The following is a 16,141-nucleotide window of genomic DNA, read 5'->3' on the forward strand; positions in this document are numbered from 1 at the left end:
GAGCATTGCTGATCTATTTCATGATTATTTCATCAAACTGAGATCAAAGCTTCATCTAAGTTAATTAACTTTTATTGTTTGTAGTAATAAAATTAAGGTAGCAATCAGATGACAGCAAAAATTTCACGACGGGAACTCATTCAGAAAAGTTTATTTGGTTTTGGGGCTTTATCTTTATCGGTTGGTTTTACAGGATGTAATGATAGTTCAGACCAAGAAACAGCGGCTTTACAAGTCAATTTTGATCATGGTGTTGCGAGTGGCGATCCATTACAGGATCGAGTGATTTTATGGACACGTCTTACTCCAAGCGATTTAAGTGCGCGTTTACAAGTGACATGGCAAATTGCCTTAGACAGTCAATTTAAACAAATTATTAAAACAGATAAGGTGACAACCTCTGCATCGCAAGATTTTACCGTGAAAGTTGATGCGACAGGTCTAACTGCAAATCAAAGCTATTTTTATCGTTTCGTTTTTGGCGATAAAATTTCGCCAGTGGGTCAGACTAAAACCTTGCCGACCAGTACATCAAAGGTCAGTTTTGCTGTGTGCTCATGCTCTAATTATCCAGCAGGCTATTTTTATGTTTACCGTGAAATGGCAAAACAAAATGTAGATGTAGTGATTCATCTAGGCGATTATATTTATGAATATGGTGCTGATGGTTATGCGACAGAAGATGCAGTGAAATTAGGACGTACGCTTCCTGCAGATAATAATAAAGAAATTATCAAATTAGATGATTATCGCAAACGCTATGCCTTATATCGTAAAGATAAGGACTTACAAGCTTTACATCATCGCCATCCTTTTATTGTGATCTGGGATGACCATGAGTTAGCCAATGATACTTGGAGAGAAGGCGCTGACAATCATCAAGCCAATGAAGGTTCATTCCTTGATCGTAAATTAGCAGCATTGCAAGCATATTTTGAGTGGATGCCAATTCGTCCAATTGATGATCAGCATGTCAAGATTTATCGACAATTTGATTTTGGTAATCTCGTTCAGCTCACCATGTTGGATACACGCATTATCGCGCGTGATAAGCAATTAGATTATGCAGATTATATGACCGCAAATGGTTTGAATGCTGCAAAATTCCAAGCGGACTTAACCGACCCTGCACGTACTTTGATGGGATATGCCCAACGGGATTGGTTGCTCGGAAAACTCCAACAATCTAATGCGACATGGAATGTCTTGGGTCAACAAATATTAATGGCGAAAATGTTGATCCCAACTGAGTTATTATTATCTTTGGCTGCGATCGTATCGGGTAATCCGAGTGCAGAAGCTTTAAGTCAAATGAATGCACAAATCACTGAATTGGTGAAGTTAAAAATTCGTTTGCAACAAGGTGATCCAACCTTAACCCCACAAGAAAAAGCGCGTGTCCAGACAGTTGCACCTTATAACTTAGATGCATGGGATGGTTATTTTGTTGAGCGTGAAATTTTATACGGCACTTTGGCACAATTAAATAAAAAAGTTGTGGTGTTGGCAGGGGATACCCATAATGCATGGTCTTCTAATTTATATAGTAAAGATGGCGCATTTGTGGGTGTGGAATTAGCGACCAGTTCGATTTCATCACCGGGTTTAGAGAAGTATTTAAGTATTCCATTGGCTCAGTTACAGCAGTTTGAATTTGCCTTCACCACATTGATTGATGAGTTGAATTACTGCAACCTGAATCAACGTGGTTACTTAATTGTTCAATTTGATGAAACTCAGGTTCAATCACAATGGATGTATGTCGATTCAATTAAGAAAGCTGAATATGTTGTTGATACAGCTAGACAATATCAGCTCAGTTTTGATAAGAATTTGTTGCCAGTAAAAACGGCACAGCAAGTTGCGTAAACGATTGATACATCGAGCCAGACGTTAATGTTTGGCTTTTTTATTTATTAAATGACAGACATAAAAAAACCAGCTTGCGCTGGATTTTTATTTGCACCATTTTTCATTAGTTGAAAAATGGTGCCCGAGGCCAGACTCGAACTGGCACGCTTTGTGGGCGGGGGATTTTAAATCCCCTGTGTCTACCGATTTCACCACTCGGGCTTTAAAACCAAATTTGGAGGCGGGGGTCGGAATCGAACCGGCGTACACGGAGTTGCAGTCCGCTGCATGACCATTCTGCCACCCCGCCATCATTTGGTGATGCACATATTAGCAACCTTTAGAAAAAAAACAATAGTGTTTGCCGTGAATATGCACATAAAAACAACATCTAAAAGAATATTGGTCAAATTATCATGTATTATTTACGCAATTGATTCATACCCACTTTGGAGATGCGCTGTGGCATTGGTTTTAGACGGTCGTGCGTTGGCAACACAAATCGAAGCTGATTTGTTGGTTCGTGTAGAAGCATTAAAAGCAAAAACGGGACGTACCCCAATTTTGGCAACAATTTTGGTTGGTGATGATGGTGCATCGGCAACGTATGTGCGTATGAAGGGTAATGCATGTCGCCGTGTCGGTATGGATTCACTGAAAGTTGAGCTTCCAAAAGAAACAACAACAGAGCAATTATTGGCTGAGATTGAAAAATTAAATGCTAATCCAGATGTACACGGTATTTTGTTGCAGCATCCAGTGCCTGAACAAATTGATGAAAGAGCATGTTTTGATGCGATTTCATTGGCGAAAGATGTTGATGGTGTAACATGTCTCGGTTTTGGTCGTATGGCAATGGGTGAAGCAGCTTATGGTTCTGCAACTCCAGCAGGTATTATGACAATCTTGCAAGAAAACAAGATTGAGATCGCGGGTAAACATGCAGTTGTTGTTGGTCGCTCTGCTATCCTTGGTAAGCCAATGGCAATGATGTTGTTACAAGCAAATGCAACAGTAACAATCTGCCATTCACGTACCCAAAATCTACCTGAATTAGTCAAACAGGCAGATATTATTGTAGGTGCAGTGGGTAAAGCTGAATTGATTCAAAAAGATTGGATCAAGCAAGGTGCAGTTGTTGTTGATGCTGGTTTCCATCCACGTGATGGTGGTGGTGTCGGTGATATTCAATTGGTGGGTATTGAAGATGTTGCATCTGCATATACACCAGTTCCAGGTGGTGTAGGTCCAATGACGATTACAACATTGATTCGTCAAACTGTTGAAGCTGCTGAAAAAGCATTAGGATAAATATTAATAACCCCTCTCCAAGCGGCAATACTGGTCAGTTAAGCATTTTTAATCCCTCCTTGCGAAGCGATGCTTTCCCTCTTTTTCAAAGAGGGGTTAGGGGAGATTTATTAATCAGTAATAATTAAATTACGCTTAACTGACTGGTATTACTCGCCTAGAGGGGTTTTTTTAGAATTGCATAAATATGAGTTGTACATTCCAATTTGCTAAAGCGCCTGAGCAATTGCTGAAAGCGTTGCATGATGTTATTCCAAGCACAGATTTATTAGCGCAACAGCTACCCGAAACGCCGATTTCTTTATGGTTAATTCCACCTGTGTTTCCAACAGATCGTTTAGATGACGAAGTGATTCGTCGTATCTGGAATGAAACGCCGTATTGGATTTTTTGTTGGGCTTCTGGTTTGGCGATGGCGCAATGGTTACTCGCTGAGCCTCATCATGTAAAAGACAAAGTGGTCTTAGATTTTGGTGCAGGTTCTGGTGTGGTTGCAATTGCTGCAAAAATGGCAGGTGCGAAGCGCGTGATTTGCTGTGACATTGATCAGGTCAGTTTGGCATCATGTCGTGAAAATGCATTGTTAAATAACGTCGAACTTGAGTACTTGGATGATTTATATAAATCTGAGCAAGTCGATGTATTACTGGCTGCGGACGTCCTATATGATCAATGCAATCGTTTCTTTTTAGATGAATTTCTTAAGTTTGCACCAGAGGTTTGGGTTGCGGATAGCCGAGTTAAAAACTTTAGCCATCCTCAATATATGAAAATAGATGAACGAAGTGCAACGACTTGGCCTGATTTGGATGAATCCAAAGAGTTTAGAAATGTTAGTTTTTATAAAACGCTGTGATTACAGCGTTTTTTTAAAAGCATCAAAAATGATTAAATCAAAACTTTTGATTGTGAGCATTTGATAAATTAGGGCTTTATGATAACGCTTCTTTGCGATGAAGATATGGGCATGCCAGTTTACTTTTGGCGAAGATTTTTTCCGCTGTAGATCAGAATAAACTGGTGGGGACTTTGAGTGTATTGAAGTGAAAGGCATTTAGCCTTAGTTTGAATAAACTATATTCATCCATCTTTAGGTAGATCTGAAGATGTTTGCTGATAATAAGATAATGAAAGACATGGTAATGAATAATGTATTCTAATCAAATACCATATTACAGATATGGTATTTGATCTTTGATTTTATTAAGAACAAGTATAACGAACGACTTTGAGCGTACTAGGGCGAGTTTCAAGTGCTTGACGTGTTGCATAGCCTTCACTGTTATTGAAATCAGGTGAGTTTGAAAGCCCAAAAGTTGCACGGCTGTTCCCGAGTTTTACACCATATTGTTCTTGTTGGGCGGTATTTATAATTTCATTGACGCTGAGTATCGAAATTTTATAAGTTTTTCCTATGCCTAAAACTTGATTGCAAGCATGTTGTAGTTTCTTTTCATCCAAATCTTGATTATTACGTGCTGCAAGCGTGTAGGCAATTGTTGCCGAAGTCGTTGTTTTATTTTCTATTTGATAACCTGTTACGCCATTGAATTGATGGGGCATACTTTGGCATGCGGTGATGAGAACAGCATTGCTTATGATAAGGAATAAATTGGTTTTTTTCATATCTATGATCCTATTATTTCTATAATTAGTATGGCATAAAATAAGATCTGTATTGTGAGTAATCTTTACAACTAGGGTTATTCATCGTATTGGGGTTCAAAATTAAAGAAAAAATTTTCGTTTTCGAACAATTTTGCATATAATCTGCCAAATTTTTTATTCAATACAAAAGTCATTGCTTTATTGATTGCAGTATTTTTGCTCGTTTTAACGGGCATTTAGTTTATTGGTCTGTTATAAGGCAAGTCTGGATAGGTGTGTCATGATCTCTACAGATAGTCAAAAAAAATATGTGGTTGCGTTTGACCAAGGTACAACAAGTTCACGAGCAATCGTGTTGGATCATGATGCAAATGTTATCAGTATTGCTCAGCGTGAATTTACGCAAATTTACCCACAGCCAGGTTGGGTTGAGCATGATCCTATGGAAATTTGGGCAACTCAGAGTTCTGTTTGGGTTGAAGCATTGGCGCAAGCAGGGATTTCAAGTGATCAAATTGCTGGGATTGGGATTACCAACCAGCGTGAAACGACGATCATTTGGGATAAAAAAACAGGGAAGCCAATTTATAACGCCATTGTTTGGCAAAGCCGTCAGAGCAATGAGATCTGTAATCAACTACATCAAGATGGTTGGGATGACTATGTTCGTAAAGTGACGGGTCTAGTGATTGATCCATATTTTTCAGCGACAAAAATTAAATGGATTCTTGATCGTGTTGACGGAAGTCGTGAGCGTGCAGAGCGCGGTGAGCTTTTATTTGGTACGGTGGATACGTGGTTGATTTGGAAATTGACTAATGGTCAAGTTCATGTGACTGACTATACCAATGCTTCACGTACAATGTTGTTTAATATAGAAACGTTGGAATGGGATGACAAACTTTTAGAAGCTTTAAATATTCCTAAAGCAATGTTGCCTGAGGTTCGTAGTTCTTCTGAAGTGTATGGATATACACATACCATTAGTGGTCAAGAAGTTGGAATTCCAATCGCAGGTATTGCAGGGGATCAACAAGCTGCATTATTTGGACAAATGTGTGTAGAAGTCGGGCAGGCAAAGAATACCTATGGGACGGGTTGTTTCTTATTGATGAATACAGGGAAGCGTATTGTTCAATCTGAACATGGTTTACTGACTACGATTGCATGTGGTGCAAAAGGTGAAGTGAATTACGCTCTAGAAGGTGCAGTGTTTAATGGTGGATCATGTGTGCAATGGCTGCGTGACGAACTCAAAGCGATTAATGATTCGTATGATTCTGAATATTATGCCACCAAAGTGAAAGATAGTAATGGCGTATATGTTGTTCCTGCATTTACAGGTCTGGGTGCGCCATATTGGGACCCAACCGCACGTGGTGCGATCTTGGGTATTACACGTGGTGTGAGTATTGAGCATATTATTCGTGCGACACTAGAGTCGATTGCTTATCAAACACGTGACGTTTTAGATGCAATGCAGCAGGACTCTGGTGAAAAGCTGCGGACATTACGTGTGGATGGTGGTGTAACGGCGAATAACTTCTTGATGCAATTCCAAGCGGATATTCTGTCAACTTCGGTTGAACGTCCTGCGATGAAAGAAACGACAGGGATGGGAGCTGCATTTTTGGCTGGTTTAGCTGTCGGTTTTTGGTCGGATTTAAATGAATTGAAGAGTAGAATGTCGATCGAACGAACCTTTATACCTGAATGCAGTCAGGATCAAACTGAAAAATTGTATAAAGGTTGGTTAAAAGCTGTCGGACGTACTCGAGATTGGGCGGAAGATTAAGCTAAAATAGTCCCATATAATATGCCGTGAATAACATAGGATGGATGAGCATGAGCTTGATACTGCGCCAACAGAAAACCCTCGAATTAGTACGAGAGCGTGGTTATATTAGTATTGAAGAACTTGCTCAACATTTTGATGTGACTCCCCAAACTATTCGCCGTGATATCAATCAATTGGCAGATGAAGGGTTATTACGGCGTTATCATGGCGGCGCTGCGCATGATTCGAGTGTTGAAAATACTGAATATACTATGCGTGTTGGGCACATGCTTGAGCAAAAGAGAACGATTGCGGAGGCGGTTGCTGCTGCTGTTCCAGATCATGCTTCATTATTTATTAATATTGGTACAACAACTGAAGCAATTGCACATGCCTTACTCAATCACACTGGTTTAAAAATTATTACCAATAACCTGAATGTTGCAAAAATCCTCAGTACCAAAGAAGACTTTGAAGTGTTGATTGCCAGTGGTCGTGTTCGTCCAGATGGTGGCGTCATTGGGCAGGCAACGGCAGATTTTTTTAAACAGTTTAAAGCTGATTATGCGCTTGTCGGTATTAGTGGTATTGAAGCGGATGGTACATTGCTGGATTTTGATTTTCAGGAAGTGTGCGTCTCTCAAGAGATTCTTTCAAGCGCACGCCAAGTTTTTTTAGCCGCCGATAGCAGTAAGTTTGGTCGTAATGCGATGATTCGTTTAGGCTCACTTAAACAAGTGGATTGTATTTTTACTGATCAACAACCGAATGAAGAATTTATAAAAATGATTCGAGATTTAGATGTCGGTTTGATTGTTGCAAAATAAATCTTCATTTTCGAAAAATTGTTACTTTTCTTGAGCTGATCAATTTGGCTCAAGATATTTGCTATAAAAAATATATTTAGTCTTATAAATAAAGTTGCTTAGCCAATTTTTAGAAATTTAATCCCAAACCTTAATTTTACCATTTATCTAAAAATGTCTATAAATTGGCATTTTTTAGTCTATTTTTTATTGTTTATTTTCACTTTATATGTTTAAATTTTCATTATCGAAAAATAATGAAAATTTGCGGTGATTTATGCAAACTTCTCCTCAGACAAATGAAAGAATTTATGACCTTGCTGTAATTGGTGGTGGTATCAATGGTGTTGGTATTGCGGCTGATGCATCAGGGCGTGGTTTGTCGGTATTCTTGTGTGAAAAAGACGATTTAGCCAGTCATACTTCGTCTGCAAGCAGTAAGCTCATTCATGGTGGTTTACGCTATTTAGAGCACAAGGAATTTCGTTTGGTGCGTGAAGCATTGGCTGAACGTGAAGTTTTATTGGCTAAAGCACCCCATATTATTCGTCCAATGCGGTTTATCATGCCGCATCGTCCACATCTTCGCCCTGCATGGTTAATTCGTACAGGTCTATTCTTTTATGATCACTTAGGTAAGCGTGAAAAATTATTGGGTTCGAACAATGTCTATTTTAAAGAAGACAGCCCTTTAAATTCGGCAATTACACGTGGTTTTGAATATTCAGATTGTGCTGTTGATGATGCTCGTTTGGTCGTACTCAATGCGATGCATGCCCGTGAGAAAGGCGCAGAGGTTGTGACTCGTACACGTTGTTTGTCTGCACAACGTGAAGGGCAGTATTGGGTTGTGGATTTGGAAAATGCGCAAGGTCAATTCCAGATTAAGGCAAAAGTACTCGTGAATGCTGCGGGTCCTTGGGTTGCACAATTCATCAAACAAGATTTACAGCTTCAATCACCGTATGGTATTCGTCTGATTCAAGGTAGTCATATTATTGTGCCGAAGCTGTATGAAGGCGATAAAGCATTTATTATGCAAAATGATGATCGCCGTATTGTGTTCGCAATTCCGTATTTGGATCAATACACCATGATTGGGACAACGGATCATGAATATCAAGGTGACCCTGCGCAAGTTAAAATTACGCAAGAAGAAATTGATTATTTGATTGAAGTGAGTAATGCACATTTCAAAAAACAGCTCACGCAAGCTGATATTGTGTCAACTTTTGCAGGTGTGCGTCCACTCTGTGATGATGAATCAGATAATCCTTCTGCAATTACACGTGATTATACTTTGGCACTCTCTAAAGAAGCAGATGATCAAGCACCGTTACTGTCTGTGTTTGGCGGAAAATTAACAACTTATCGTAAGTTGGCTGAATCGGCTATGCAGCAGCTCAAAGCTTTTTTCCCTGAAATGCAAGAGAGTTGGACTGCGACTGAAGCTTTACCAGGCGGGGAGAATATGCAGTCTGTTGCACAATTGATACAGGAGATTCGTGCGCAAATTACAGATGCTTCTGATGCTTTGGCAAAACGTTGGGCTTGTGCGTATGGTTCTCGTGTTTGGAATTTTTTAGGTGAAGTCACTTCTGTTGAGCAGTTAGGGCAACATTTTGGTCAAGGTTTGTATGTCAAAGAAGTTGATTATTTATGTACTGCTGAATGGGTAACCACCAGTCAGGATGTATTGTGGAGACGTTCTAAACTAGGGCTCAATTTCACGCAAAAAGAAACAGAAGCTTTGGATGCCTATCTGACTGTAAAAACACATAGTAACGAAGCAGCTTAAAAATTGTATAGCAGTATCAAAGCCCTGTCTTTAAAAAGCCCTTTATCTACTTAACCTGAATTCGATGAACTCAGGTTAGGTACTGATGGAGGTGCAGGGGGCTTTGGGGGATGCGAATGTTGTCATTTATTCGATGCATTGATGATTTAAATCATTTATTAATTGATGCTTGATTTTAGAGTGTTTTGATAAAACCGAACATGGGCAAATTACTCATTTGGTTATTTGGGGGCTGAGTAGAGTTATCATCGTAATAGTTCACTGCATGCAATGCTCGCAGCGCAAAAATTGCTTGGTTATCCGTATGCCTAACGTTGAGTTAGCCGCTTGGCGTTGGAAAGAAAAAGGTGGTAACAACCTTAATATGTAAAATATGCGATGATTATCTGAATGGTACGATGAAGTCGATGCGATAGTGTTCGTCATGTCGTACTCAGGTTTTTTTTGTAGAAAATTTCATAGTCGTGATAAGCGATTTCCCTGTGGGCGTTGCTTTCAGTTTCTTCTGAAACGCATTGTCGAAGATAACAACACGAATTCCTACATTAAGTGCGTCTGCAGATTTTTTGATGGCAGCTAAGTGCTTAGCCATAGCCTCAAAGTCGATTGAGTAGTTCATATACGAAGCGTTACTGTCAAACTCAATGTTGTAGCCAAGTTTATTCATGATGTCTATTGGTGGGGTGGCTGAGTTTTTTTAGGATATGTAGGCTGTTTGTTGATAGCTAACCAGCAGACTCAGCCGACTGCTTGCCGCAGCGAAGCGAAGGCAAGTGGGTCGGCTGGAGTGCCTTGTTGGTCAACTGCTTCAAATACATTGCTGCATATTTCGTGCACGTGATTGATGGGAAGTTTAAGTGTGGATTGAATTAAGAAAAAGTCTTTAGGTTGGTCTGTAAATTTCGCGAGTTCCAATTGCGTCTTATCTCTATCTTCTTGATATCTAAGTGAGCTATGCAGGTCTTCTGGATCGCAATTAATTACCTCATAATTCTCTAAATTTTCGAGTATGGACGCTGTGTAACCGAGCAAATTAAATTCTGATGGGCGTTTTTCAGCTAAAAATCTTTCATGCCATTTTAATCCATGAAGTTCATTCATCTTTGACAAAAGAATATTCGCAGTTTTCTTGTTGAAACAAGCAGGCTGAAAGATGTAATCCATTAACTCATCTGGTCGTATCTTGTGCAAATCGTTTCCGAAAATTTCATGCGTGGAAATATCGAAATCAAGTGATTCTGCATTAATGGCAGACCTGCAGTATAGTTTTGTTTTTCCATTTCTGCTGAAACTAGTATCAAGTATATTTCGGCATATAAACAAATCTGAGTCAATAAAAATGCCTCTTGTTTCATTTATGCCTGCAAGAGCATAAATTTTTGAAAATTGCTGAGCTTTCCATCCGTCAATATGTCTTTTTTTTCGCAGCAAACGTTTTTTAACGCTGCGCACTATTTTATAGGGCGAGTCTCTTTTTCTACGCTGCTCTATTTCCGATGGTAAGACATCTGCTGTTTTTATTATTTCAATATTTTTATCGCGCCCAAAATTTTCGTTAAAAATAGAGAAGTCTTCACTCTCGACAATAACGAGGTGTTTATATTGTGGCGCAAAAGCTAGAATCGTTTTCCTAAGAATGGCGAACTGATCAATATCGCCAAAATATGTAGGAGTAATGAGGCATGTGTTCATAATTATCTGAATTTCTGGTGAGCCCAACTAATCTTATGTGGCAGAAGTGACACATAAGATTCCAAATTCTGCGGCATAAGACACCTAGTTGATTAAAAATAAAACAAAAATAATTGATTTATATGAACTTAAAACTATCATCAAATAATAAAAATAACAAGGATAATAAAATGTCAGTTCAACAGCCAAAATCGCTTGATTTAGTTAGGCAACGTATGCGTTATAAGTATATGAGTTATAGGGCTGAACAGGCGTATTATTTAAGATATTTCTAGTCGTGGTGAAACCAAAATCTTCAGATTTTCTGACGTGTCACTACGTTGATGGTTTGTGGCATTTCTTTGGTTGGGGGGCAGCATTATTACTTTCTCAACTACATTACAAAAGTGTTGCATTCCATTACTGAATCCGCCAAATAAAAAGGTCGCGATTGCGACCTTTTTATATAACGTACAACTTTGACTTTAGTCGGTCGATTGCAAAATGCTATCCCATCTTGCTCCAAGCCTAAATTAATCTCTGTTGCACTTCTTATGAGAATCTAAGTTATTGACCATCAAAGGTAATATTTCGGCTCGCACTTAACAATTGATCTGCGCCATCTTCCGAAAGCTTAATTGTTAGACGTAAATCATTTGGTGAGTCAGCATGTTTTAGTGCATCTTTATAAGTGATTTCACCCGCTTTATACAGATCGAATAATGCTTGGTCAAAAGTCTGCATACCTAATTCACGAGAGCGTTTCATCAAATCTTTAATTTCGTGAACTTCACCTTTACGAATGTAATCTGCTAAAAGTGGGGTATTAATCAAGATTTCAATTGCTGCACGGCGTGAATGACCATCTGGCGTCGGAATAAGCTGCTGAGCAACCATCGCTTTGAGATTGAGTGACAAATCCATATGTAATTGGTTGTGACGATCAGCTTCAAAGAAATGGACAATACGATCGAGTGCTTGGTTGGCATTGTTTGCATGCAGTGTTGCCAGTACTAAGTGACCCGTTTCAGCAAAAGCAATCGCATAGTCCATGGTTTCACGTGAACGAATCTCACCAATTAAGATCACATCGGGTGCTTGGCGAAGTGTATTTTTCAATGCGACTTCAAATGAATCTGTATCAATCCCGACTTCACGCTGAGTGACGATACAACCTGCATGTTGGTGTACAAATTCAATCGGGTCTTCAATGGTAATGATATGACCCTTTGAGTTTTGGTTGCGATAACCAATCATTGAAGCCAATGACGTTGATTTACCTGTACCTGTTGCACCGACAAAGATAATAATGCCACGTTTGGTCATGGCAAGTTCTTTCAGCACGCTAGGGAGCTTGAGTTCATCCATTGTTGGAATGACTGTCTCAATACGACGTAAAACCATCCCAGGCATATCACGTTGTTGGAAAGCACTCACACGGAAACGTGCAGTTTTTTCACGATTGACAATCGCAAAGTTACATTCACGTGTTTCAGCAAATTCTTTACGTTGTTTATCCGACATAATCGAATTTAGTAATTGACCAACGACTTCACCTGATAACTTGGTTTTTGCAACAGGTACAATTTGCCCATTGATCTTCATTGATGGTTCAACGTCCGCAGTGACAAATAAATCAGATGCACTTTGTTGAATCATTAAATTGAGTAAATCATTAAAGTCCATGATATTTCTCTAATCCATTTATTATTATAGGAATGACTCAGGTTGTTTTGCTGCAGTACGGGCACTTTGAGTGCTAATGATACCTTTCGAAACCAAAGTTTTAAGACTCTGGTCAAGTGTGGTCATACCGTAGTTTGCACCCGTTTGGATGGCAGAATACATCTGAGCAACTTTATTTTCACGAACAAGGTTACGAATTGCAGGAATTCCGATCATGATTTCATGCGCTGCAACACGACCACCACCATTTTTCTTTAATAGGGTCTGAGAAATTACAGCCTGTAATGATTCAGAAAGCATGGCACGAACCATGTCTTTTTCTTCGGCAGGGAATACGTCGATGACACGGTCAATGGTTTTCGCAGCAGAGGTCGTATGTAGTGTACCAAAAACCAAGTGACCTGTTTCAGCCGCAGTTAATGCAAGTCGAATGGTTTCTAAGTCACGCATCTCACCGACAAGAATAATGTCAGGGTCTTCACGAAGTGCGGAACGAAGTGCAGCATTAAAGCCATGAGTATCACGATGCACTTCACGTTGGTTAATCAAACATTTTTTCGATTGATGTACAAATTCGATTGGATCTTCAACCGTTAAAATATGGTCATAACGGTTTTCATTAATGTAATCGATCATTGCTGCAAGTGTGGTTGATTTACCAGAACCCGTAGGGCCTGTGACCAATACAATACCACGTGGATAATCACAGATTTCTTTAAAGATTGCACCTAAACCAAGGTCTTCCATACTTAAAACTTTAGATGGAATGGTACGGAATACTGCACCTGCACCACGGTTTTGGTTGAATGCGTTTACACGGAAACGGGCAATATTGGGTACTTCAAATGAAAAGTCTGTTTCTAGATCTTCTTCATAATCACGACGTTGTTTATCATTCATGATGTCGTACACCAAACGGTGTACATCTTTATGTTCTAGTGCTGGTAAATTAATACGACGGACTTCACCATCTACACGAATCATTGGTGGCATACCTGATGAAAGATGTAAGTCTGAAGCACCGTTTTTTACTGCAAATGCTAGTAATTCTGTAATATCCATGATTTCCCCGAAACAATCAAAATGTCTCATTCTTTTATAGAATAATATACGGCTTTCACTCTGTGTTACCAACATATTATAGAATGTGAAAGAAAAAAAGATTTTGTAAGTGAGAACTGTGTCAATGAATAAATCTGAACAATCCCGCCAACATGTTTTAATTCAGATAGAACAAGCATGTTTGCGCGTTCAACGTGAGCCGACTTCTGTACAATTGTTAGCAGTATCAAAGACACACCCAAGTCAAGCTTTACGAGAAATGTATGCAGTTGGGCAGCGTTGTTTCGGTGAAAACTATTTGCAAGAAGCATTAACTAAAATTGATGAATTACAAGATTTGGATATCGAATGGCATTTTATTGGTCATGTCCAACGAAATAAAACCAAGCATTTAGCTGAAAAGTTTGCTTGGGTGCATGGTGTTGATCGTTTGATGATTGCAGAGCGTTTGTCGAGTCAGCGTTTATTGAGTCAGCAGCCTTTAAATCTCTGCATTCAAGTGAATATTGATGGGCAAGATTCTAAAGATGGTTGCCAGCCAGCAGAGGTCGTTGAACTAGTTCAGCAAATGAGTCAGCTTCCGAATATCCGTTTACGTGGATTGATGGTTATTCCTACTCCTGAGAATAATGCAGCTTTTGCAGATGCAAAAACCTTATTTGAGCAAGTAAAATCTCAGCATGCACAGCCGCAAGACTGGGATACTTTAAGCATGGGCATGTCGGCTGATTTGGATGCTGCAATTGCGGCAGGCTCAACCATGGTTCGGGTAGGGACGGCATTGTTTGGTGCGAGGGATTATTCAAGTATTTAATAACAAGGTAGAAGCTTCTCTATTTTAAGAAATAGAGAAGTAATTACAATTATATAAAATTTATGTACTGCTGAAAAAAACAGCTTAATTTAGAATAATTTTTTGATTGTTTATATCGCGTTTGTATAACCTATTAAAAATTATTTACTCACAACGATAAAAACTGAATTTAGGGTTAGTTTGAAAATGAAGAAATTCTATTTTTTAATCTCTTTTATTTTATGTCTATTTTTAGCTGCATGCAGTAAAAAAGAAAGTGAAATCGTTACTGAGCAGAATGCTCAAGTTGCGGCAGATGAAAAACTGGGTACAAAATGGGGAGATGAAGTTACTTCACATGTGACTGAGGTGAATTTAGCTCGTTTATCTGACCAAGCGATTGCTGAATCACAAGTCCGTTATGCTAATAAGCAATACCAAGGTAAAACAGTGAATAGTATTTCTTTGGCAGCAGGGAAGATGAGTTTCTCTATTGTTGATGATGCCGATCATGTACTCCCTTTATTTCGAGATGGTCAGAGCTATTATCTTTCAGGTCAAGACGGACAAAGCTATCAATTAAAATATGAGAACCACACAGATAATACTTTCGAAGTGGTTGCAAGTGTAGATGGTATCGATGTACTCAATGGTAGTACGGCTTCACGAAATAACGCTGGTTATGTATTACATCCGCACAGCACAATTCAGATAGAAGGTTTCCGTAAGAGCGACTCCGCAGTGGCATCTTTTACTTTTAGTCAGCCTGAAGATGCTTATGCTGCAAATTCGGATCATGGTTCAATTCAAAATACAGGCATTATTGGAACAGCAATTTATCAACTTGAATCTCCCGATTCGAAAGATGAAATAAAAGATTCATCTCAATATGCACCGCCACCTAAAGCCTTTCCTGCGGATAAAGAATAATTTACTTTCAATAATGCCTTGTTCTTACAAGGCATTAATTTGTTGGTTGATTGGACGTTCAAAATCAAGAAATAGTGTGGTTTTGAATTTTTCACTGTCAATAAAATGAATCAAGTTTTCATTAATGTTTGGTAATCGATATTTTAAAAAATAGCTTAAAGAATCGACTTGACGATAAATTGTAGGCGTAGCGGAAAAATTTGGAACTTCAAATGGATTTTTAAGACAGAAATGATATTTTTTTTCGGTTTGGACATCAAAAAAGTCATAGGTTCTTAGATAAAAATCAGTCGTAAAATAAGTCCGGCTGATTTCATCTCCTTTACTTTTTTTATTCCAATAATAATCTATCGTAGCTCGTATATATAAATGAATATTAAAATATCGTTTTAAACGAGGCTGAAAATAAGAAAATTCAATCCGAAAACGCACAATCACAGGGATATGAGCACCTTGATTTTGCTTGGAATATAAGGCAGCTTGATAAATTTGTTCTTTTAATATTTCTGGATGAAGAATCGTGAAAGGGTGATTTTTGCCAACTTGTTCTGTAAAAAAATGAGTAGCTTCCTCATCACTCAGTTTAATTGCAGCCATAAAAATTCTCATATTGAATTGATGTTTTTTGATAAAATAGTAAAAATTATGAGAAATAACAATCTCTTTCTAAGTAAATACGACATGAGATGTCGTTTTTAAAAATAATAATTAAAGTAATTCAGTGATAACGCTATTGGTTGAGTTTATGAGGAGAAATAATAGATCTCTTGCGAAAGTAAGAAATGTTTTATACTGATCAGATGAGATATGAAAATTTAACACGATTTAATGATAAGGAATTCAAACGA

General features: G+C 38.6%; 14 protein-coding genes and 2 tRNA genes. 8 read left to right on the forward strand and 8 right to left on the reverse strand.

The window, feature by feature from the left end:
* Window positions 1-108: 108 nt before the first annotated feature.
* Window positions 109-1,869, forward strand: coding sequence for an alkaline phosphatase D family protein (locus tag MMP60_RS15690; protein ID WP_241337266.1), 1,761 nt, complete (start codon window positions 109-111; stop codon window positions 1,867-1,869).
* Window positions 1,870-1,987: 118 nt separating this feature from the next.
* Here the strand turns inward: MMP60_RS15690 and MMP60_RS15695 are convergent.
* Both MMP60_RS15695 and MMP60_RS15700 read right to left on the reverse strand, forming a co-directional pair.
* A tRNA-Leu gene (locus MMP60_RS15695) sits at window positions 1,988-2,073 on the reverse strand.
* Window positions 2,074-2,087: 14 nt separating this feature from the next.
* Window positions 2,088-2,161 (reverse strand) — tRNA-Cys (locus MMP60_RS15700).
* Window positions 2,162-2,313: 152 nt separating this feature from the next.
* Between MMP60_RS15700 and folD the strand changes: the two genes are divergently transcribed.
* Complete coding sequence (gene folD, locus MMP60_RS15705) at window positions 2,314-3,162, forward strand: bifunctional methylenetetrahydrofolate dehydrogenase/methenyltetrahydrofolate cyclohydrolase FolD (RefSeq protein WP_241337267.1); 849 nt, start codon at window positions 2,314-2,316, stop codon at window positions 3,160-3,162.
* Window positions 3,163-3,349: 187 nt separating this feature from the next.
* The gene (locus MMP60_RS15710) at window positions 3,350-4,018 is read left to right on the forward strand and encodes a 50S ribosomal protein L11 methyltransferase (RefSeq protein WP_018679699.1); all 669 of its coding nucleotides are present in this window, start codon (window positions 3,350-3,352) and stop codon (window positions 4,016-4,018) included.
* Window positions 4,019-4,365: 347 nt separating this feature from the next.
* Here MMP60_RS15710 and MMP60_RS15715 read toward each other — a convergent pair whose 3' ends face one another.
* Window positions 4,366-4,788 carry a hypothetical protein gene (locus MMP60_RS15715; RefSeq protein ID WP_241337268.1) on the reverse strand — a complete coding sequence of 141 codons (423 nt, stop codon included), beginning with the start codon at window positions 4,786-4,788 and terminating at the stop codon, window positions 4,366-4,368.
* Between the two features lie 262 nt (window positions 4,789-5,050).
* Here MMP60_RS15715 and glpK point away from each other — a divergent pair, with 262 nt between their 5' ends.
* The 3 genes from glpK (at window position 5,051) to glpD (ending at window position 9,151) form a co-directional block, all read left to right on the forward strand.
* On the forward strand, window positions 5,051-6,565 hold the full coding sequence (gene glpK / locus MMP60_RS15720) for a glycerol kinase GlpK (RefSeq protein ID WP_241337269.1): 1,515 nt from the start codon (window positions 5,051-5,053) through the stop codon (window positions 6,563-6,565).
* Between the two features lie 50 nt (window positions 6,566-6,615).
* The gene (locus MMP60_RS15725; protein WP_241337270.1) at window positions 6,616-7,374 is read left to right on the forward strand and encodes a DeoR family transcriptional regulator; all 759 of its coding nucleotides are present in this window, start codon (window positions 6,616-6,618) and stop codon (window positions 7,372-7,374) included.
* 256 nt (window positions 7,375-7,630) lie between these two features.
* Window positions 7,631-9,151, forward strand: coding sequence for a glycerol-3-phosphate dehydrogenase (glpD, locus tag MMP60_RS15730; protein WP_241337271.1), 1,521 nt, complete (start codon window positions 7,631-7,633; stop codon window positions 9,149-9,151).
* Between the two features lie 433 nt (window positions 9,152-9,584).
* Here the strand turns inward: glpD and MMP60_RS15735 are convergent, their stop codons facing one another.
* From MMP60_RS15735 to MMP60_RS15750, 4 genes are all read right to left on the reverse strand, one after another.
* Window positions 9,585-9,818 (reverse strand): hypothetical protein, encoded by a 234-nt coding sequence (locus MMP60_RS15735; RefSeq protein WP_241337272.1) that lies wholly within the window; start codon window positions 9,816-9,818, stop codon window positions 9,585-9,587.
* Window positions 9,819-9,889: 71 nt separating this feature from the next.
* Entirely contained in the window at window positions 9,890-10,870 is a 981-nt protein-coding gene (locus MMP60_RS15740; RefSeq protein WP_277603769.1) for a DUF6492 family protein, read from the reverse strand.
* A 519-nt stretch (window positions 10,871-11,389) separates the two neighbouring features.
* Window positions 11,390-12,508 (reverse strand): PilT/PilU family type 4a pilus ATPase, encoded by a 1,119-nt coding sequence (locus MMP60_RS15745; RefSeq protein WP_241337274.1) that lies wholly within the window; start codon window positions 12,506-12,508, stop codon window positions 11,390-11,392.
* A 24-nt stretch (window positions 12,509-12,532) separates the two neighbouring features.
* Window positions 12,533-13,570, reverse strand: coding sequence for a type IV pilus twitching motility protein PilT (locus MMP60_RS15750; protein WP_241337275.1), 1,038 nt, complete (start codon window positions 13,568-13,570; stop codon window positions 12,533-12,535).
* A gap of 124 nt (window positions 13,571-13,694) precedes the next feature.
* Here MMP60_RS15750 and MMP60_RS15755 point away from each other — a divergent pair, with 124 nt between their 5' ends.
* Complete coding sequence (locus MMP60_RS15755) at window positions 13,695-14,384, forward strand: YggS family pyridoxal phosphate-dependent enzyme (RefSeq protein ID WP_241337276.1); 690 nt, start codon at window positions 13,695-13,697, stop codon at window positions 14,382-14,384.
* Between the two features lie 186 nt (window positions 14,385-14,570).
* The gene (locus MMP60_RS15760) at window positions 14,571-15,293 is read left to right on the forward strand and encodes a hypothetical protein (protein WP_241337277.1); all 723 of its coding nucleotides are present in this window, start codon (window positions 14,571-14,573) and stop codon (window positions 15,291-15,293) included.
* Window positions 15,294-15,317: 24 nt separating this feature from the next.
* Here MMP60_RS15760 and MMP60_RS15765 read toward each other — a convergent pair whose 3' ends face one another.
* A complete protein-coding gene (locus MMP60_RS15765; protein WP_241337278.1) occupies window positions 15,318-15,890 on the reverse strand; it encodes a hypothetical protein in 573 nt (190 codons plus the stop codon).
* Window positions 15,891-16,141: the final 251 nt, after the last annotated feature.

The sequence above is a fragment of the Acinetobacter sp. ANC 4805 genome, from assembly GCF_022549495.1.
Taxonomy (GTDB): Bacteria; Pseudomonadota; Gammaproteobacteria; order Pseudomonadales; family Moraxellaceae; genus Acinetobacter.